The following is an 18,612-nucleotide window of genomic DNA, read 5'->3' on the forward strand; positions in this document are numbered from 1 at the left end:
TTTATAACCAAAATGCTTATGATAGAAATTTACGCTTACCTTGCTGCTAGCCCTATCGGTGCCCGATATCCACTACACGATCCACGATGCGGGCAGGGGCAGCGAAGCCTCCTCCTCGCGCATCGGCTCGCTCGGCCGCACCCTGACCGAGACGATGCCCGACTTCGACTTCCAGAAGCAGACCTTCAACACGCCGGAGCTGCTCGGCGAAATGGGCGCCGGCACGGCGCTCACCGATGTGGTGCTGGCAATCGGCCGGGCGAATCATCTGGGCGAGACCGTGCTCGTGGCCGGCACCACGGACGCGGACCATCCCGTTGCGGTCGTCGTGACACCGCCGCCCCAGGTCGTGCCAATCGATCCAGACTCGGACTGGTTCCGCGCGCGCGGCGAAAACAACGCCTATCTGCCGTGGTGGGGCCGGCGCTACGACTCGAAGTATGGCCAGCAGGGCTGGTCTTGGTGAACCGGGAACGCAGGCCATGAAAAGCATCATTCTGAAACGACTCGTTACTGTACCCGCCGTGCTGGTCTTCGCGACGCTCTTGGCTACCCGCCGGCCGCTGAATTAACTACAGGAGCGTTGATGAAACGACTCGTTGCCATACCCGTCCTGCTGGCCATCGCAACCTTTGCATTCACGACGGCCGCCATGATGCCAACGCCCGCCCTGGCCGCCTCGCCCCACACCGGCACACCTCAGACGGATCCCGCCAAACCCTTCATGGCGCAGGTTGTCGGGCTCGAATGGCTTAATCCGCTGCAGCGGCGCGACTACCCGACCGAGTGGCAGGTGTTGTGGGCCATGGGGCTCGTCAAGCCGAACAAGAACGATGACATGGTGCGGACCAAGTCGCAAAAATTCTCGACACTCCAGTCGATCGGCGCACTTGCCTACGGCAATCACGGCAAGGAAACTTTCGACGGCTTTTATGAAAAATATATGGACGAGTTGCTCGTCAAGTTCGACACCCGCTACGTGACGAACGCGAAATACTTCTACACGGTCAAGCCCGACAACAAAAAGGACTGGCGGGAGTTAGCGGGGATTCATGTTGAATTCGCGATTCCCACCCGCCTTGATCCCATCGACGCGCAAACTTTTTTGCACAAAAGCATCGTCAGGCGATTCAACATCGGAAGCAGGAGCTTCCCCAGCCTCTGGAGCCGCGACACGCCTCCCGACGTGCACGTCACCCCCGGCGGTGCGAACGCGGGCTTCACCTCGCTGAACAACGCGCTGGACTACCTCCAGGCGAACCCAGACAAAAGCGTCTGGGTGATGAACTGGGACGCCCCGAGCTTTCCGCCAAAGGACGGCCAGCTCAACGAAAACATGGTGCTGCTGTTCCTCGCCGGCCCGCAGATGAAGACCGAACGCGCCCCGCTCGCCTGGATCGGCCGCGCGGCCACGGGCAACGCACAGGACTTCGAACGAAAGCCCGGCACGACGCGCGCGGTCGAAGCATGGAAGGCCACGATCGCCGCCGCCGCGCACAATGCGAACGTATCGGTGCCCGATATCCACTACACGATCCACGATGCGGGCAGGGGCAGCGAAGCCTCCTCCTCGCGCATCGGCTCGCTCGGCCGCACCCTGACCGAGACGATGCCCGACTTCGACTTCCAGAAGCAGACCTTCAACACGCCGGAGCTGCTCGGCGAAATGGGCGCCGGCACGGCGCTCACCGATGTGGTGCTGGCAATCGGCCGGGCGAACCATCTGGGCGAGACCGTGCTCGTGGCCGGCACCACGGACGCGGACCATCCCGTTGCGGTCGTCGTGACACCGCCGCCCCAGGTCGTGCCAATCGATCCAGACTCGGACTGGTTCCGCGCGCGCGGCGAAAACAACGCCTATCTGCCGTGGTGGGGCCGGCGCTACGACTCGAAGTATGGCCAGCAGGGCTGGTCTTGGTGAGTCCGGAGCGCCACACCCCACTAAACCCGCGTCAACGTCTTCGCCAGTGCCGACGTCGCGGCCACATCGCCCGAATTCATCGCCACGCCTCCGGTCGACAGAGCCTTGGTGACGTCGGTGGCATTGGCGGCCGCGAGTTGCCCGATCGTGGTGATGCCGCCTTTGTTCAACGCGGCGGCGGCGCTCGACGACAAGCCGGGCAGGTTGGTGATCGGCGCGCTGGACGCTGCACCGGTCGCCCCCTGGACGCCGAGTGCCGCGTTGACGACGGCGCTCCCGCCCGTCGAGCGAATCGCTCCAGCCTGGCGCTCAACGAGGTCGGAGGCTAGCGCGTCCGGGGTCGCATACGAAGCCGTATCCGGAAGAATGCTCACGGCATCCGCGACGCTCATGCCGTTGTCGAGCGTCTGCGTCCCGTAGTTCTTCACCAGGTCGGCCTTGCTGACCGTCTTGCCGCCGAACTGCTGGAGGAATTGCGGATTCGACGCCATGAACTTCGCGAGACTCGCCGGGCCCGACACGCGCGGATCGCTGGCCGGGTTCGACGGCGTCGGCGTTACGTTCGGCAGCATGATCGTGCCCTGGCTGGTCTGCCAGACGGCAACGTCCTTGTCGAAATACTTCGTTAACCCAACGAAGTGAGCGTTCGTGGCGTCGAAGGGCGGGATGAAAGGCGCCGGCTCGTAGCTCACGCGTCCCTGCGCGAGGTTGAACAGGTCCGCATTGATCAGATTGATCTGGGTCCGAATCTCGTCGAGCAGGCTGCGGATCTCGGCGCGCATGTTCGCGAGACACGCGAACACCTGGCCGAGGTCCGTGCGCACGGCGGCAAAATCCTGCTCGATCTTGTGCAGGCGCGAATTGAATCCTTCTTCTCCCGCCGTTTGCTGGGCCTGCACCACGCTCTCGCCGTCCACCCAGTCCGTGTGGTGGAAGGTCGGCGTGAAGGTTTCGACGCAGTCGTTCTCGACAGCCGGGAAATCGGTCTGATAGTTGAAGACGCGCTGCTGCCGCGCGCCCTGCTGGATTAGCCAGTTGCCGAGGATGATCGATGCTTCCGAATCGCCGACGCCCGTGTCGCGAATGGACTTCATCACATCGGAGATCGCCATTCCATCGAGTTGCAGTGTATCGACAGCCATTTTGGTCTCCTATGCGCCGGTGTCGGCGGGCGGCAGTGGCGGAACGACGAGACCGCGATGGCGGTCTTGCCGGAATGGGCGGAACGTGCGCGCGGCGCTGGGCGGGAGCGGATCGGCGTGGCCGTCGCCGTTCAGGTCGACGCTGCTCTGGCGCAGCGCGAAGGTATTGACCAGTACGCCGATCGGCAGGATTTCACCGAGCGTGTTCATCAGGTACTCGTACTGCGGGATCGTGAGCAGGGTGCCGCTCGGCACGCTGGCCCGGAATTCGTAGGGATCGTTCAGGCCGGGCCGGCGCGCGTAGCCGAGCACCACGACCGCCGTGAGTCCGGCAGTCGCGGAGGTGAAGACGGTGCGGCTGCCGATCGGCTTGACCTGGCCGCCGGTGCCCGAGAGCGCGACGGTGTACCAGCGAAAGCCGACCGAGCGGCGATCGGAGAGATTCACGCCTGCGCCGGGCAGGCCGATTGCGCCGATTGTCAGGATCACGCGATGGTCGGTGGTGGTGAGCGGCAGCGCCGAGGCGAGCCCGTTCGCCGCGAACAGTCCGACCAGCCGCTTCAGGTCGTCGGCTGCAGATGGCGTGCCGGCGAGTACCGCCGAGGCCAGCGCGGCCGGCAGGGCGATCGTGGTGACCAGTTCCGGCGGAAGCGCCTCGAGCTGCGCGACGATGGGCGCGGGCGCCGTGAGATCGGCGAGGCCGGCGGCCCGGAACACGGTGAGCGGCGGGTCGGCGGCCGCGTGGGGCGCGGCGGCGTTCCACGCGGTGGTGGCGTCAATGGCCGATAGCGCGGTCCACGCGGCGCCGCCGGACGCCGTCCATTGCGCGAGCGTGGCGGCCAGGCCATCGTGGATCACGACATTCGCCGTAGGGTCGCCGGGCGCCTGGTAAGCCGCTTGCAGCGTGGCCGCTGCGTTCACGGCGGCGTTGGCCGGTCCGGCGATCACGAGCCCGAACGCGGGCAGGTGCGAAACGTAGACGGTTGCGGCGTCGACGGCATAGACGGTCTGCAGGCCGCACGCACTCAGGAACCACGCACCGGCCGGATCGCTCGCGGACGATACCGGCGTCATCGTGCTCACGAGCGCTGCGAGTTCAGCGTCGGAGATGGCCGGCGGGTGGGCGACGGCCGCCGCGAGCGCGTCGAGGTCCGCTGCGGCGGGCGGTTTGAGGTCGGCGCCCAGCCCAAGCTGATAGCGGCTGTTCGCAGCGCCATCCTGCGCGCGCGTGATGCTCCAGTGCGCAGCCTGGCCGAGCGCGCGCCGGCAGCGTCCGACGCGATCCAGCGCGGACGCGAGCAGCGGCGCCAGCGCAGCCTGAGCCGGAAAATCGAAGCTCTGGCGCAGGCTTGCGCGCAAGGTCTCGACACTGGCGCGGCGTTCCGTCGACAGCGCCCGCGCCAGATGAACGCCATTCGCCGTTGCTTCGTCCTGCGGCCAGATCAGATGGACCGCGCGAACGTAAGCGAGGAAGTTCGTGCGGACGGCGTCGCTGCCCGTGCTGATCAGATGAACCGCGACCGCGAACGGATTGACCCGTTCGTCGATCTGGAAGCGCGCCTGCACGCCCAGGCCGGCGAGGAGCCCCGCATTGGGCGCGCCGGCCAAGCCGGGGCCGTTCAGGGCATCGTCGAGCCGCGCGCGGGTCGCGCGCAGGAACGGCCGGAACAGGGCGAGCCGGCGCCGGTAGTGGTCGTCGGGTTCCGGAGCCGGTGCGCCGCCCGCGTCGGTCCACGGCTGGAGAACGATGTGGCCCGCATCGGCGGCGAGCCGGTCGGCGAGGCGCGGCACGGCCACTTCCGCGCCCACCCGGTCGAGCGCGTCGGCCGCCGCGCCGGCCAGTTGCCGCATTGCGGCCAACTCGCGCGCCTGACGCCGGATCGTGTGCTTCTCCGCCGAGAGCGCGTAGAGGAGCCGGCCGAAGATCCCTTCGATCAATTGAAGCTGGATCTGGTTGGCGATCTGATTGGCGGCGATGGCGCTCGTCGTGCCATCGGCCGCGACGGCGGCTAGCGTGAGCACGAGCGTGAACGGCGCGGCTGTCCGGACATCCGGATCGACTGTCGGCAGATGGAGCGGCACGAACGCGCCCGCTTCGGTCCACGGGGCGAACACGGCCGTGCCGAAGCTCGCCGGCGCATTGTCCGCGAGCAGCACGGCGCTGACCTGCAGACCGGTTGCGCCGAGCGCGGCGGCCGGCGCCACGACGAGCAGCGGGTCGCGGGTCACATCGGGAATCGCCGCGTGGCCGGTGGCGTCGCACGCGATGTCCCGCACCTGCGCGCCGCCCGCGAACGGCGCGGTGAGATTCGCGAACAGGTTGCCTTGCGACGACGCCGCCCAGCGGTCGGGCTTCAGAATGTCAGCCATGGCGCCTCCTTGCGGCGCAGCGTTCGCGCGCGGCCCATCACGGCGGTTGCGTGTCTCATATGATCGTCAGCACCGTTGCGGTGTCCACGAAATCGGCCACCTGGTTGATCGCCAGATCGATGTTCAGGCCGCAGCCGGGCCCGGCGGGGCCGTTCGTCGATGCCTGAGTGAAGTCGATGTTTTCCATCGCAGGCGGATAGCGGAGCAGCATGACGTTCTGCACATCGGTGATGCCGGGCTCGCTCATCAAGGCCCAGATCACTTCCGAGACCCGCACCGGCTCGCCGAACGACAGGCTGTCGATGTAGCGGCGCAGCCGTTCGTTGAGCCGCGCTTTCAGCGCCTGGGCCGGAGCCGATGCGTTGACGGAAGCCTTCGAGCCGAACGGCATCGGAATCCCGCGCACGACCAGGTCCGCGTTCACGCAGATGCCGATCTGATCGGCCTGCTGAACCTGCGGGAAGATGCCGATCGGACGCAGATCCTCGATGGCCGTGAGCACCGAGGCTTCGAGGCCGTCGGGCCCGTCCCAGATCGCCGAATCCGTGGGCGACACGAGCACGGTGAAATAGTAAGGATTCCCGAGATCACGTTCGCTGCCGAATACGCGCTCGACAAAGTTGAAGTTGCCGAAGATCGACTGGTTGATGTCGAGTCCGCCCCATGCGTCGCGGATCAGCGCCTGGCGCACGCCCGGCACGAGCGATACGGCGATCTGGATCGCGTCGACGGTCCAGATCGAGCGCGGCGCGCGCAGCAGCATCGAGCGGTAGCGCGCGTCGGGCCATTGCAGCTCGCCGCCGGTCAGCTTCTCGCTGTGCGTGATGCTGATGAGTGCCTTGTTCGCGGCTTCTTCCGCCGCCCGCAGATCGGCGAGCTTGGTGTCGTATGGATTCCAGCGGTCGATTCGCTGCGGATGGCTGCCATCCGCCGCCGTGAGAGCCGGATCGAGATTGTGCGAAGGCCCCGGGTAGAACGCGACGACGGCGATATCGGCCTGGGGGCTCGCGGCGGTGATCGTCGCCGATTCGTCGGTCGCGACGTGATGCCCGCCCGGCGTAAGCAGCCGCGCGCCGCGCGGGATCGTGATCTGCGCGACGCCGGCCGGCAGCGTGCCCGTGAGCTTCAGCGTGATCTTGCCGGTCGCCTCGAGGCAGGGCCTCGGCAGGCCGAGCTCCGCGCCGAGGCTGCTCAATGCCTGGCCCTCTGCCGACACCACGAACATGTTGTCGTAGATCGCGCCAAGCGCCGTCCAGGTGCGGGCGTCCTCCAGCGCCGCGACCTCGAAGAGCTTGCGCACGACCGAGCCCGAGGTGAGGTCGAGGTCGGTGCCGAACAGCGCGCGGCCAAGCGCGAGCTTCTCGGCGAGCAGCCGCGCGAACGGCTTCGCGTAGAACCCTTGCGGCGTGACGCCGAACGGGGCCGCGCTGGTCGTCCGGATCACGGACGCGTCCACCGCCAGCACGTCGGCGGTGTCGATACTGGTGGGGTTCTGGTCAGCCATTCGTCGTCACCTGGCCCGCGCCGAGCGCGATTTGATCGATGTTGATGGAGTACGTGTCACCCGAAAGCGTTTCGAACGCCACGCGCACGTCGAGAATGCGGCTGCCGGACGTGACGGGATCGAGACGGCCGTCTTCGAGCTTGACGTCGACGATGCGCCGGATGCGCGGATCGGCGCGCAGCACCTTGATGACCGCGATGCGAATGCGCTCGCGCATCAGGACCGGGTTGGTCTCTTCGGCGATCGCGTTGATGCCGTCGAAGCCATAGCCGATGTTGAACAGGTCGCTGCCGAGCGCGGTGGTCAGCGCGATGGACAGCGACTGGCCGAGGTTGTCGATCAGCTCGACGCACGCGAGATCGAGCAGGCCGTTCGTCGTCACGAAGCGGATATCGCGTCCGATATCGGCGTTGGCTTCGGCTGGGGCGCACGCGACGCCCCAGCCCAGCACCCTGCGCCGCAATGGGTCTTTCTGTTGGTCGGTCATCGGTCCTCCCTGAGGGGTGCCCTGACGTACGTCCGTGTGCTTGCCTGTCGTTTGCCCTAACTGGCGGTGAGCTTCGTTTGCCCGGCGATGCCGGCGAGCAACTGCTGCGGGGTGGTCTTGGCCACCATGCCATCGGTGGTGCCGGCCAGCGTGTCGAGCATCACCGGCTGGCCACCGGCCTGAAGCTTGGCCGCTGGGCCGCCCGTCACCGAGGCGACCGTCGTGCACGGTTTCGCGGTCGGGCCGGACGCATCGGAAGCGGGCGGCGTCGAGCATCCCGCGATCGACTGGCCTGCAATGCCGCTTTGAAGCAAAACGGCCGCGCCATTCACCTGCAGCTTCGTGGAGCTCGATGTCGATACGTTGCCCGCGTGGCCACAGGTCACGTTGCTCGAAGTTGTCAGCACGCCTGGCATGGCGGTGCTCCTCAATGAACGTTCATGTTGGACTTCACCTGGACATCGACGCTGTTCGCTTTCATCGTGATGGTCCCGTCCCCGGCGTCGATGGTGATGTTCTTCGCGGTGATGGTCACGCTGCCGTCTTGCGCCATGACGATCGACGATTGCCCGCTGGTGTGCTCGATCGTCACCGCCCCCTGGTTTTTTTGCTCTGGCCGATCGGGCCGCTTGCCGGCGTTCCCGAGATGGTCGCTGCCCACTCGCACCGTGAGCTCGCCGACCTCGATGATGCGGTTGCCGTCTGCGTCGATCAGGTCGTTCGTGACCTTGCCGGCGTACTCGGCGGGCGTCTTCGTGTCGTCCACCTGGCTGCGGCTTCCCGGGTCGACGCCGGCGGGCAGGGTTAGCCAGTAGTCGCCCGGCTGAGATGCTGGCCCGTGCCCCGATGTCCACAATGCGCCGATTTCCACGGGATCTTCGGCGCGGCCGTTGCGATGGGCGAGCACCACGCGCATGCCGGGGTAGCGCGGCAGCACCAGCCCGCATTTGCCCCACGCGAACGGCGACGCGTAGCTCACGCCTTCGAGCGGCGCGGGGGTGTCGCGCTGGATGTCGAGGCGCCGGGCCTGATTGGCGCGCCCGTCCGGCCCCACGAGGCCGCGAAAAACGCGCTCGGTCTGGCCCGGCGGCTCGGTCGTGCCGCCGCCGGAAGGATGAAAGCCACGCACCTCGCCAATGTCGACGCTGCGCGGCGTTTCGGCGCCTTCGCGCACCACCTGGCGAATCGCGGAGGCCGCCGACGCGGCGCCATCCGCGCGGTCGCCCGTGGTGCCGGTCGCGCGGCCGGGCGCATGCGTACCCGCGCCGGAGGCCGTATCCCACGGCTGCGACGTGTCCTTGATCTCGACGCCCGTGACGGTCGTCACGAACCCCGACGCCCGTCCGAGCTGGTGCATCACCGAGGTCACGTAAAGATTGATCGGATTGGTGATGGAGTCCGGGTCCGTACTCATCCCGGGAAGAAGCGAGCCGGCGAATGCGCCGCCGAGCAGCGAATTCAGAAAGCCCGGCTGGGTCACCAACTCCTCGGGGGGGCTGTCGAAGGTCGCCATGTCGCCCGGTTTGATGTCGGGTCGGCCCTTGAGCGTGAGCCTGAACTGGCGGCGCGTTGGGGTAAGGGTGGGCGCGGGTGGGGTTGCGTCCGCGGCGGCGGCGGGTTTTGTCGAGTCGGATGAGGCGTCCGGATTGGCCTGAACGGCAGCGAGCGGCTCGGTGTTGAGCAGCCCGTTGCCGAGCGTCAGCGGCTTCGATTTATCGTTCGGGGCGAGCGGGAAGCTACGGATGCCGAAATATAATTTTCCGTCGCGGATCACCATCAAGCCGCGCCCATACTTGCCGCTCGCTTGTTCCATCCGTGTCGCGAGGTCCTTGAGCGCTTTGGCATAGGTGCCGCCCGAATCGATCGAGATCTGTTCGTCGCCGGGACTCGTCGCCGAATTGCCGCTTGCATTGCCGCCTGGGTTGCCGCTGGCCGTCGGCATCGAGCCGTCTTTGCCGAAGCCCTGCAGCTGGATGTCGACGTGCGTTTGCTTGCCGATCGTCGTGACCGCTTCGCTGAGCTTGTTCGCTTTCACCGGCTCCGCAATCTGTACGGTCGACAGGTTTTGATAGACCCGCTCCTTGCACTCTATGGTTGCCTCGTAGCGGCGCACGCCCACCGCACGCGACACCTTGACGATCCGCAGCACCGAGACCAGCGACGACTTCATCGACTCGGGATCGAAGCGCCCGAGCGTGTCGGTCAGGCCGCCGAGGTTGGCGAGATAGCCGAGCGGGCTCGCGTTCGCGTCGATCCAGTACAGATAGAGCTGCGCGACCGTCGGCTGCGACGCCGCGCCGGTCTGGGCGATCTTGGCGTAGTCTGCGTCGGTCATGCCTTCGACGGTGATCGAGCAGGCGCCGGCTTCGAGCCCGGCGGGCAGCGTTGCGCTCAGCCGCGCCTCGTAGTCGGCGGAGCACACGGTCCATAGCGCAGGCTGGATCGCGCCGTCGCTATCCTCCTTGTGGAAGGTCAGCGCCCAGCCGGCCGCGTTGCCGATCATCACCTGGTTCGAAGTCAGCGTCGGGAGGCTCATCGCAAGACCCTCGGGATCGTGATGCGCAGCCGGTCGTAGAGCGCCTGCGCGAGGTTCAGGCTGACCACCGAGCGCATCGCGATGTGCGGCGGCAGACGCAGGCGCAGGAAGGGATTGAGCGGCACCGGCCCGAAGGTCTGCATGCCCGTATCGTTGCGGCGCCATGCGAGCGTGAGTGTCGAGCCGTAGTCGCCGGGGCCGATCATCGAGCCCGCGCGCAGATCCCATGACAGCACCGATACTTCGAGACGGCCCGCTGCGTCGCCGCCGTCGGCGGGTACGCTGAACGTCGCGCCGGCCGTGAGCGGGATCGACGCGACATTCGTGCCGCCGCGCTGGATCAGCAGCCGCGCCGTCGCGCGCTCGACGTTGCAGACCGGCGCACTCACAGCAGGATTGGCCGACGGATCGCATGGATCCGTCTGCACGGTGCTAATCGACACCACCGCGGCCGGGTCCGCCTGCTGCCACTCGCCGGCGAGGCCGGTGGGCACCGCGAGCACGGCGGTGAAGTCGGCGTCGAGCGTGATGGGCTGCGGAATGCCGGTCATGATCTTCTGCGCGAGCGTCGCGAAGCCGTCGGGGGCGGCTGGCGGGTCGGCGGGCGTCAGGTAGCGGTCGACGGGGATGGGCGGCGCGGGCATCGTCAGTTCCCTCCTGCGTCCATCAGCGCGCCCACGCCGACGCTCGCGAGATCGAGCAGCTTGCCGAGCGCGCCGGGCAGCGGCATGTAGGCCAGCTGGATCGACACGTCGAGCGCTTCGCGCTTCGTCGTGCTCGCCGTGAAGGACAGCGACTGGATCTGCATGTCGGTGCGGATCGTCATCGCGGTGATCAGGATCAGGCCCGACACCTTGCCGCCGGTGAACGAGCCGAGCGCCGTGCCGCGCTTGCTCGACTCGGCCAGCGTTTCGAGCGCGAGCTTCCACGCGAAACGCTCCATGCCGACCAGCACGCCAGTCAGGTCGATGGTGTCGTCGTGCACGCCCACGATCGCCCGCGCGCCGGTGGAACCGATCGGCGGCAGGTGGTAGGTCTCCGTGAGCTTCATCGTCGTGACGGCCCAGATCGGAATCGGCAGGATGCCGTCCGAGATGATGGCCGACGGGATGTTCGCGTAGTTCTGGTAGCTGGAGGCCATCTATTTCCTCCCGGTGGTTGCTTCTTGCAGTAACGCGGCGATCGCGTCGTGCACGGGCGCCGGCGTGCCTTCCTCGGTTTCCACCGACCACGACGCTTCGCCCGGCTGCAAACCGATGGCGCTCGCGCAGTGCGCGAATGCTTCGATCACGCTGCGCCGGTTGCGCTCCACGAGCTGCGCCGGCTGCTGTCCGAATGGCCGGCCTTCGCTGTCGAAGCGCGGGAGCTGGCCGCTGAGCGGATAGCCGAGCATCGGCAAGCAGAGGCGGATCTCGCGCCAGTTGCTGGACCAATGGAAATCGATGTACGCGAGGGTGAGCAGCGTCGGCGTCGGGCGTGCCGTTCCATCGGCGGCGACCCGCCCGTACCACGCCGGCGCTGGAGACAACTCCGGCGCGACGTAGCGCAAGCCGCCTATGAGCTGGACCAGATAGTCGTCGCCGGCGGGAAGATCGTCCACGACGCTCGCCTTCATGGCCGCACGCCCGTCGAGTTGCGTGACCGGCGACGTGGTCGCGGTCTCCCCCGGCCACGGCGCTCGGTCGATCGCCGGCCCGGCCGGCAACCAGTCGTACGCTTGTCCGGAGACGAACGCGTGGCACTCCATCGGAAGAAAGACTTCCGGCGACCAGCGCTCGATCAGGCGGCGCAGCGTCCCGGTCGGGCCGCCGGCCACATCGCCTGTCGACGAAAAATCCAGTATCAGATCGATTGCAAGCATGGTTTGTTTTGCCTTGTCCAATCAGCCTATGGCGTCCAGCTATGGATCAGCGCGCCTTGCGAATTGTAGAAGCGCACCCGGGCGATGCTCTCCGAGCCTACGGCCTTCACAGTCACACGATCCAGAAAGGGCGCCAGCGAGCCGTCCGCCTGCATTTGCGCGAGCAGGTTGTCGAAGGAGAAGCCGTCCGCGGACGGATCGATGCGGACATCGATCTCCCGGCGCAGCCAGCGTATCTCCGTGCGACCGCCATAGACGCCGCCGGGGCTGTATTGGACGACCTTCTTTCTCAAACTCGACGAGCCCAGGCTCTTTTCCAGCGTGAGCAGCGGATTGGCGGGATCGACGGCTGGAATCTCGGTGGCCACCGACTCGCGCCCGATAGTTTCCCCCGTAACTGTCGTGAGCATGACGTCCGGGCCTTTCACGCCTTCACCCGCGACTTCGACTGTAGCGACATTGACATCGGTTGGCAGCGTCAGCATCGTTTGCGCCTGGGCCGGCGAGACGTTGTCGCCCAGCAGCCGGACATACGCGCGCGCTTCCTCCGCTGCGGACGGGAAGGTGGTGGCCCTCGGACCGGTGCCGACCGTGCGGGTCGGAAATCCGGACTGGCCGATATCGGCGGCGATCTGGTCGATTTCGGCGATCGGCGTCGGTCCGCGTGTCGTCACCGACTGGAGCGCCTGGATCAGGTCGGTCATCTCGAAGCGCTGCAGGCTGCCGCCGCTCAGCGCGCGCACGCGCGCGAGGAGCCGGCCGAGCGCGTCGATCGCCGCGCCTTCGTGGCCCGGGTAGCGGCCCACGAAGGCGCGGAAAGGCGTGCGATTGGCACGCTGGCGCAGCATCTCCATCACTTCGTCATGGCGGATGATGGCCTCGGCGTGTCCCAGTTCGTTCCAGTACGGCAAGTCGTCGCGATACAGCCCGCGCAGCGCGGAGTCGAAGCGCGCGCCCGTGAGCCGCTGGAATTCCTGCACGGTCATGCCCGAGCGCTCGACGTACACGTTGTCGAGCGCGCGCTGGAGTTCCGTGTCGAGCGTCAGATGCTGCTGCAATACGAACAGCAGCGAGTCGGACGGAACGCGGTTGCCGGCGCGCAGCAGTGTGGCGATTGCGAGATCCTGCTGGTCCTGCGAGAACGCGCGCAGCGCTCCGGCGAAGGCGTCGAGGCCGGCCACTGCATCGGCAATCGTCGTGCCGAACGGGCCGTGCGCGGCCGCGAGCGTGCGGAACGAGTCGAACCCGTTGCGGCCGATGAAATCGAGCGCATTCGGCGCGCTCGCCAGCGGCTCGAGAAAGCCGTCCTGCGCGATCCGATTCACGACTTCCTGCCGCTGCGCACCGAGCCAGCGCAGGTAGCCGGGCGCGTCGGCAGCCGGGATCGCGCGCATCAGCGTATCGGCTGCCGCCGACTCCAGCGCGCCGTACAGGCGGTCGAGTCCCTCGCCGACGCCCGCATTCAAGCCGCCTTTTTCGAGCGCCTGCGCGACGCCCTCGGGCGTCACGAGTTGCTCGGGACGACGAAGCATCTCCAGCGCCGAGATCTGCTGTTCGTCGGTAAAGGGCGCGAGCCGGCCGAGGAAGGCTTCGCAATCGGCCGTCGAAAGGCGGAACGACGGCCCGGCCAGCACATCCCAGATGCGGTTGATGTCCCCGGTCGTCAGGTGGTGCAGCAGATTGGGCGACGACGCCAGGCCATCGAGCTGCCCGCCGCCGATCAGCGCGCCCGCGCGTTCATCGGTAAGCCGCCCGAGCGCGTTCAGCAGTTTCTGCGCGCGGCCGCGGTCGACTGCCACCCGGTTCAGGAACGCCAGCAGTTCTTCTTGCGACATGCGCGCCGCGCCGGCCTCGGTCGTCGACAACAGCCGTTCGAGCCCGTCGGTCTCGACTGGGCCCATGCCGATGTCGGCGAGCTCGAAGACCCGGCGGAACATCGAGAACTCGAAGCGCCGCCCGATGGCGCCGAGGCTCAGCCCTTCGCCGAGCGTCGCCATGCGCTCGCGCAGGCCGGTGATGATCGTCTGCACGCTCGATGCTTCGAGAAAGGTCGCGAGACGTTCGCGGATCGCGGACAGCGCCTGCGAGATCTCGGCCGCATAGCGGGCGGGCGAGACGCCCGATCGTCGGATGACCCCGATGGCTTCGTCGGCGGTGTTCAGCACGGTTTGCCCGCCGACCCGGAACGCGCCCTGCAGCGCCGGACCGATCACGAACTCGCCGAACAGCCCGAACACGGCGCCCATCGTCATGCCGCGCACATACTGGCCAAGGCTCGGGCCCGGCCCGTTGCGCAGCAGCGTGTCGGCGAGCCCATGCGAGAACACGACCGCGCCGCCGCCGAGCGAGCCGCCGACGATGCCCACGAAGAGCCGTTCCGCGACCCAGCCGCCGACGATGTCCGACATCGTCGCGCGTCCGATGCGCAGCGCGATCGCGCGCCCGCCGATGCCCGCGAAGCGGAAGGTCAGCGCGAACAGGTAGCCGTCGATCGCGGCCATCACGAAGCCTTCGAGACTGTAGTGCTTCGCAGTCGCGAGATAGAGGATCTCCGAGACGAATACCGAGGTCAGCACTGCCCCCGTGCCGCCGGCCGCCTCGACCAGCGCGGTGACGATGCCGGCTTCCCACGCGACGGCAATCACCGCAATGCCGCCGATCACGAGCCCGACCGTCTCCAGCCGGTCACCCATGCGGCCCAGATCCCAGCCGAACAGGAGCCACTCGAAGTCGAGTTCCGTGGTCGTGCGGCTCGTGCCGGCAAGATCGGTCCAGCTCGATTCGCCTTCGATCTTCTGGACCATGTTGAAGGTCACGTTGTAGCGCTCGATGCCGCGGTCGACGACAAACTCGATCGCGGTCACGCGCAGCGACGTGATCTGGGTGACGGTTTCGAAGTCGTCGTTCGAGAGGTGGATCGCGGCCACCGCCCGGTTGATCGCTTCGTTCGCGAACTCCTGGTTGTTGAAGTCCCTGGCGACCCGGCCGGCCATGATGTCCCCGAGCAGCTGATTGGCCGCGGTCTCCAGGGCAGCGTCGAACTCGGCCCGCCGTTCTTCGCGCAGATGCTTCACGCGCGCGTGCGACGCATAGTCGGCGTAAGCGTCGGCGACCACGCCGTTGTGCGCCACGCGCCGGTCGGCGTCGTGGAACAGCCACATCGCGCCGCTGTCCGGGAAGTAGGCATTCTTGAGCGCTGCGCGCGTCGCGTTGTTGTAGTCGCTGCGCATCTGGCTGATGCGCGGATGCGCGTTGTAGCGCGCCGACGCCGTGGCCGCCTGGATGAAGTGCAGGGCGGCGTCGCCGCGCGTGCTCGCCATCTTGTCCAGCAGCGCGTCGAACCACCGGCCGCCGTCACGCCGCTGCAGCGCCTCCATCCAGAGGTCGAACATCGTGAGCCTGCCGGCCCCGTTGGCGCGAGCCCCGAGGTCGCTGGTGCAGAGCGCGTCGAGCCGGCTCCACCACGGGATTTCAGCCAGCGAATCGCCGCGCGGATAACTGCCGAGCAGCGTAACGATGGCATCGGCGATTTGCTCGGCACGCGCGCGGTGACTGGCCGCGAACTGCTGGTCCTCGTTCAGCGCGAAGGTCGCGGACAGCAGCGCGCCGCGCCAGCCGACCCGCCAGCGGCCCCAGCGGCTGTCCGCATCGAGCGCCAGCGTGGCCGGGGTCGTCAACGGCGCGACGGTTGTGCGCACGGCATCCGGCAGCGTGTCCAGCGTGTCCTGGTTGAGCAGGCGCAGGTCCCGCCTGGGGTAGACGAGCGGGCCTGCAGACGGCAGTGGGTCGCGCGTTTCGACGAGTTGCTGCAGCGTCGTCGGGAGCACCGGCGCGGTGACCTCGACCGGCGACACGTGCAGCATCGTCGTTTCATCGCCCATCGCGGCGATGAAATCGGGCCATGACACGCCCAGCGCATCGCGAAACCCGTCCTGGTAGACGAGGAACTCCAGCTCGCGGTTACGGACCTCGACGTCGACCGGCGTGCCGGGCCGCGCATAGGTCTCCAGCGAGATGGTCGGCAGGACCATCATCGTGAAGATGACCTGCGCGCCGGGCATCAGGTAGACCTCGCCGCCGTAGATCCTGAGGTAGCGGCTGTTGCCGCTCAGGTCGGATGTGGCGCCCGCAACGAGATTGTCTTGATCGAGTTCGATCACGCGCTGCCGGTCCCGCTCCGACAGGTTGATCACCCAGAACCCGTCTTCGCGTCCGGGGTGCGCACGGCTCAGCTCCAGCGCGCGTGCGGACAATTCCGCCGAGAGATCGTCGCGCCGGTACGGCCGGTCGACCCGCACGACCCACAGCGAGACCCATTTCAACTGCTCCTCGTAGTCCGCATAAACGGTGGCGTAGTCGGTGTGGCGGTCGTGGATGGAGGTATCGAGGAACGCGAGGTACTCGCCGACCTTGGCGTGAAAGTTGATGCTCGTCAGCGTTTGCCAGCCGCGCCACGGCCGCCGGCGCAGGCTCGTGCCGGTCGTTGCCGTCGTGCCCGTGGTCGGGGTGCTCGCCTGCGTGCGCGCCGAGCGCTGGATCACGCGCGCGAGGCGCGCCTCGGTGTCCTGGCGCGTTTCGGCCGGGACGCTGCGCAGGTTCGCGCCGCGCCACGAGAAGGTGGGGTCGTGCACGACGATGGCCGAAGGGTCGCCGGAGCGCGCCGTCGCCGCCGCCGAACGCCGCATGGCGCGCGCCATCGCCGCCGCGAGCGCGGCGTCGAGGTCGGCCGGGCGATGCTCGATCGCGTCGAGATCCACCGACAAACGCACCGGAATGTTGACGTTGATCCGCATACGCGCAGAGAAGCGGGTATCAGCCGGTCAGCTCGCGGGCGAGCCGTTCCAGCGTGGCGTGAATCAGGCGGTCCTCGTCGATGGCCGCCACCGTGTTGCGGACCTCGATCTCCACCGGGAAGTGGTAATGGACCTCCGGCGGGCCGCTGCCGCTCGTTTCGTCTGCTTCGGAACCGAGCGACCAGCCGACCGAATGGCCGTCGTGCACGAGGGTTCCCGAGGTCGGATCCTGCGTGTCGTGTCCGCTGTGTCCATCAGGCATGGTCGGTTACTCCGGGCGGGGCTAGGGCAGCGTGGCGGTGGTGTTGCTCTTGTCGGTCTCGGCGGCGCTGAGACAGAAGCCGGTGAACGTTGCCGTGGGCGCGCCCGAGACGGTCGCGGTGGACGGCACCGCGCTCGTGATGACGCAGTTGCTCATGACCACCGACGCGTACGCCCAGTCGTTGCCGTTCATCGACTCTTGCAGCGTGACATCGAACGGCGTGCGCTTGATCGCCAGCGCGGTCAGCTCGGCAGCGACCGTGCCGATGGCCTTCACGGTCATCGTGAACGTCATCGACTGCGGCGAGTAGATCACGCCGATGTGCGTGTGCTCGATCGAGTGCAGCGGCTCCGCAGTCAGCGTGAAGGTGGGGGTGAACGAGTCGATCGGCGTGATCGTTCTAGTCTGGTTGTTTGCCGTATAGGACACGGCCAGCCGGGTGTTCCAGTCAGGCATGTTGGGCTCCTCTTCGGTAGGCAGCGCGGGAAACGAAGCGGTCGGTCAGAAGCTCGGCGCCAGCGTGACGCGCAGCTGGTGCACTGCCGGGCCATAGGTGATCGACACGAACACGTCGACGGTCCGGTTCGCGCGCGCGGTCACGATCAGCGCGCTGTCCGTCGCGCTCCAGGCCGACTCGGGCGTCATCAGGATGTTGAGCACCGGGATCGTGGTCGAGTAGTCGTCGATCACGGCAGCATTGAGCAGCGGCCCGAGGATCGCATCGATGCGCACCTTGACCTGCGTGAGGCCTGCCTTGGTAATGCGCGAATCGCCGATCAGGCCGATCAGGCCCGCCTTGAGCCGAAAATCGATGTCATCGAGCACCCGCACGATGTCGATGTAGAGCAGGCTCGCGTCGGTGGTGTAGCAGCGGCCCTCGCCGAAGTAAAAGCCGCCGCCGACGATCAGCGAGGGCTGGATGATCGGCACGATGCCGGCCTCCGAGAGCCCCTTGATCTCGCTCGGCCCGTACTGGCTGGCGGTCGGCACGCTCACGCCGCGCACCTGCTTGAGCACCATCGAGACCTGCGGCGCGTAGCCGGCGATCGCGCCAGTGGCCGCCGAGGCGACGTCGACCGTCGCGCCGCGCGCGGCCACCAGCACCATGCGGCTCACGTCGCTCTTCAGCGGCGTGGCCGTGGCGTCGACGTCGTGAACGTAAGTGGGCGACTTCGCGGTCGCCGGGTTGATCATCGCCACGCCGAGCCGTTTCTGGCCTTGCGACGACATGGTCTCGACGTGCGCCTTGAGCGCGAGCAGGTTGGTCGGCGGATTGCCGCCGGCGGCGGGCACGCCGACATCGGTTTCGTTCGCGAGGCAGACGAAGTCGACATCGTCCGCGGCTTCGAGCGACGCCAGCGCGCCGGCGTAGTCGTTGCCGTTGACCTTGACGCCATACACTTTCGAGGGCGTCGGACTTTGCAGCATCGCGAGCTTGAGCGAGGTCGACAGTGTCGTGTCGGCCACGCTGCCGTCGGGGTTGACCTTGGCGAAGTGCTGCGACACGTCTGACGCCGTGTCCACGACGGTCGGCATGTCGAATGCCGCATCGCCGCCGTCTGCGCCGGCGGGGGTCTTGCCAACGATCGCGATCACGCCGGGCGAGCGCTGCGCGATGGGCATCAGCGCGGACGTATCGATGTTGACCAGGATGAAGGGAAACGCCGCAGGGACGGTTGCTGACATAAGTTGCTCCTTTGATGTCAGTTCTGAACACGAAACGGGCGATCCATGCT

At 67.3% G+C, this 18,612-nt stretch carries 14 protein-coding genes and 1 pseudogene; 2 read left to right on the forward strand and 13 right to left on the reverse strand.

The window, feature by feature from the left end:
* Positions 1–58: 58 nt before the first annotated feature.
* Together P5W99_RS31965 and P5W99_RS31970 are read left to right on the forward strand one after the other, a co-directional pair.
* Positions 59–466: pseudogene (locus tag P5W99_RS31965) on the forward strand (virulence factor); the annotation flags it as partial.
* Between the two features lie 117 nt (positions 467–583).
* Positions 584–1,921: a virulence factor gene (locus P5W99_RS31970; RefSeq protein ID WP_434666331.1), complete on the forward strand. Its 1,338-nt coding sequence runs from the start codon at positions 584–586 to the stop codon at positions 1,919–1,921.
* Between the two features lie 20 nt (positions 1,922–1,941).
* On the opposite strand, the gene P5W99_RS31975 is transcribed toward P5W99_RS31970, so the two are convergent.
* Genes P5W99_RS31975 through P5W99_RS32035 form a run of 13 tightly spaced genes read right to left on the reverse strand, consistent with a single transcriptional unit; the run spans position 1,942 to position 18,562 of the window.
* The gene (locus tag P5W99_RS31975) at positions 1,942–3,063 is read right to left on the reverse strand and encodes a hypothetical protein (protein ID WP_434666333.1); all 1,122 of its coding nucleotides are present in this window, start codon (positions 3,061–3,063) and stop codon (positions 1,942–1,944) included.
* A gap of 9 nt (positions 3,064–3,072) precedes the next feature.
* Positions 3,073–5,433, reverse strand: a complete 2,361-nt coding sequence (locus P5W99_RS31980) for a hypothetical protein (protein WP_421028555.1) — start codon at positions 5,431–5,433, stop codon at positions 3,073–3,075.
* A gap of 55 nt (positions 5,434–5,488) precedes the next feature.
* A complete protein-coding gene (locus P5W99_RS31985; protein WP_434666336.1) occupies positions 5,489–6,937 on the reverse strand; it encodes a hypothetical protein in 1,449 nt (482 codons plus the stop codon).
* A complete protein-coding gene (locus P5W99_RS31990) occupies positions 6,930–7,424 on the reverse strand; it encodes a hypothetical protein (RefSeq protein WP_421028557.1) in 495 nt (164 codons plus the stop codon). The genes P5W99_RS31985 and P5W99_RS31990 overlap by 8 nt, the downstream gene beginning before the upstream one ends.
* Before the next feature lie 56 nt (positions 7,425–7,480).
* On the reverse strand, positions 7,481–7,840 hold the full coding sequence (locus P5W99_RS31995) for a hypothetical protein (protein ID WP_421028558.1): 360 nt from the start codon (positions 7,838–7,840) through the stop codon (positions 7,481–7,483).
* An 11-nt stretch (positions 7,841–7,851) separates the two neighbouring features.
* Positions 7,852–9,960: a hypothetical protein gene (locus P5W99_RS32000; RefSeq protein ID WP_421028559.1), complete on the reverse strand. Its 2,109-nt coding sequence runs from the start codon at positions 9,958–9,960 to the stop codon at positions 7,852–7,854.
* On the reverse strand, positions 9,957–10,604 hold the full coding sequence (locus tag P5W99_RS32005) for a hypothetical protein (protein WP_434666340.1): 648 nt from the start codon (positions 10,602–10,604) through the stop codon (positions 9,957–9,959). The genes P5W99_RS32000 and P5W99_RS32005 overlap by 4 nt, the downstream gene beginning before the upstream one ends.
* Before the next feature lie 2 nt (positions 10,605–10,606).
* Complete coding sequence (locus P5W99_RS32010; RefSeq protein WP_421028561.1) at positions 10,607–11,101, reverse strand: hypothetical protein; 495 nt, start codon at positions 11,099–11,101, stop codon at positions 10,607–10,609.
* Complete coding sequence (locus tag P5W99_RS32015) at positions 11,102–11,821, reverse strand: hypothetical protein (RefSeq protein WP_421028562.1); 720 nt, start codon at positions 11,819–11,821, stop codon at positions 11,102–11,104.
* Between the two features lie 26 nt (positions 11,822–11,847).
* Positions 11,848–16,614: a hypothetical protein gene (locus P5W99_RS32020; RefSeq protein ID WP_421028563.1), complete on the reverse strand. Its 4,767-nt coding sequence runs from the start codon at positions 16,612–16,614 to the stop codon at positions 11,848–11,850.
* A gap of 19 nt (positions 16,615–16,633) precedes the next feature.
* Positions 16,634–16,876: a hypothetical protein gene (locus P5W99_RS32025; protein ID WP_421028564.1), complete on the reverse strand. Its 243-nt coding sequence runs from the start codon at positions 16,874–16,876 to the stop codon at positions 16,634–16,636.
* Positions 16,877–16,897: 21 nt separating this feature from the next.
* Complete coding sequence (locus P5W99_RS32030) at positions 16,898–17,332, reverse strand: hypothetical protein (protein WP_421028565.1); 435 nt, start codon at positions 17,330–17,332, stop codon at positions 16,898–16,900.
* A 45-nt stretch (positions 17,333–17,377) separates the two neighbouring features.
* On the reverse strand, positions 17,378–18,562 hold the full coding sequence (locus P5W99_RS32035) for a hypothetical protein (protein WP_421028566.1): 1,185 nt from the start codon (positions 18,560–18,562) through the stop codon (positions 17,378–17,380).
* Positions 18,563–18,612 lie beyond the last annotated feature (50 nt).

This window comes from Paraburkholderia sp. A3BS-1L (assembly GCF_051125215.1).
In the GTDB taxonomy this organism is placed as follows: Bacteria; Pseudomonadota; Gammaproteobacteria; order Burkholderiales; family Burkholderiaceae; genus Paraburkholderia.

Coding starts and splice junctions, on each gene's coding strand:
- P5W99_RS32020 (WP_421028563.1), bottom strand. CDS start 16,614: ATGCGGATCAACGTCAACATTCCGGTGCGTTTGTCGGTGGATCTCGAC.
- P5W99_RS32035 (WP_421028566.1), bottom strand. CDS start 18,562: ATGTCAGCAACCGTCCCTGCGGCGTTTCCCTTCATCCTGGTCAACATC.
- P5W99_RS31990 (WP_421028557.1), bottom strand. CDS start 7,424: ATGACCGACCAACAGAAAGACCCATTGCGGCGCAGGGTGCTGGGCTGG.
- P5W99_RS32030 (WP_421028565.1), bottom strand. CDS start 17,332: ATGCCTGACTGGAACACCCGGCTGGCCGTGTCCTATACGGCAAACAAC.
- P5W99_RS31985 (WP_434666336.1), bottom strand. CDS start 6,937: ATGGCTGACCAGAACCCCACCAGTATCGACACCGCCGACGTGCTGGCG.
- P5W99_RS32015 (WP_421028562.1), bottom strand. CDS start 11,821: ATGCTTGCAATCGATCTGATACTGGATTTTTCGTCGACAGGCGATGTG.
- P5W99_RS32010 (WP_421028561.1), bottom strand. CDS start 11,101: ATGGCCTCCAGCTACCAGAACTACGCGAACATCCCGTCGGCCATCATC.
- P5W99_RS31980 (WP_421028555.1), bottom strand. CDS start 5,433: ATGGCTGACATTCTGAAGCCCGACCGCTGGGCGGCGTCGTCGCAAGGC.
- P5W99_RS32005 (WP_434666340.1), bottom strand. CDS start 10,604: ATGCCCGCGCCGCCCATCCCCGTCGACCGCTACCTGACGCCCGCCGAC.
- P5W99_RS32000 (WP_421028559.1), bottom strand. CDS start 9,960: ATGAGCCTCCCGACGCTGACTTCGAACCAGGTGATGATCGGCAACGCG.
- P5W99_RS32025 (WP_421028564.1), bottom strand. CDS start 16,876: ATGCCTGATGGACACAGCGGACACGACACGCAGGATCCGACCTCGGGA.
- P5W99_RS31995 (WP_421028558.1), bottom strand. CDS start 7,840: ATGCCAGGCGTGCTGACAACTTCGAGCAACGTGACCTGTGGCCACGCG.
- P5W99_RS31975 (WP_434666333.1), bottom strand. CDS start 3,063: ATGGCTGTCGATACACTGCAACTCGATGGAATGGCGATCTCCGATGTG.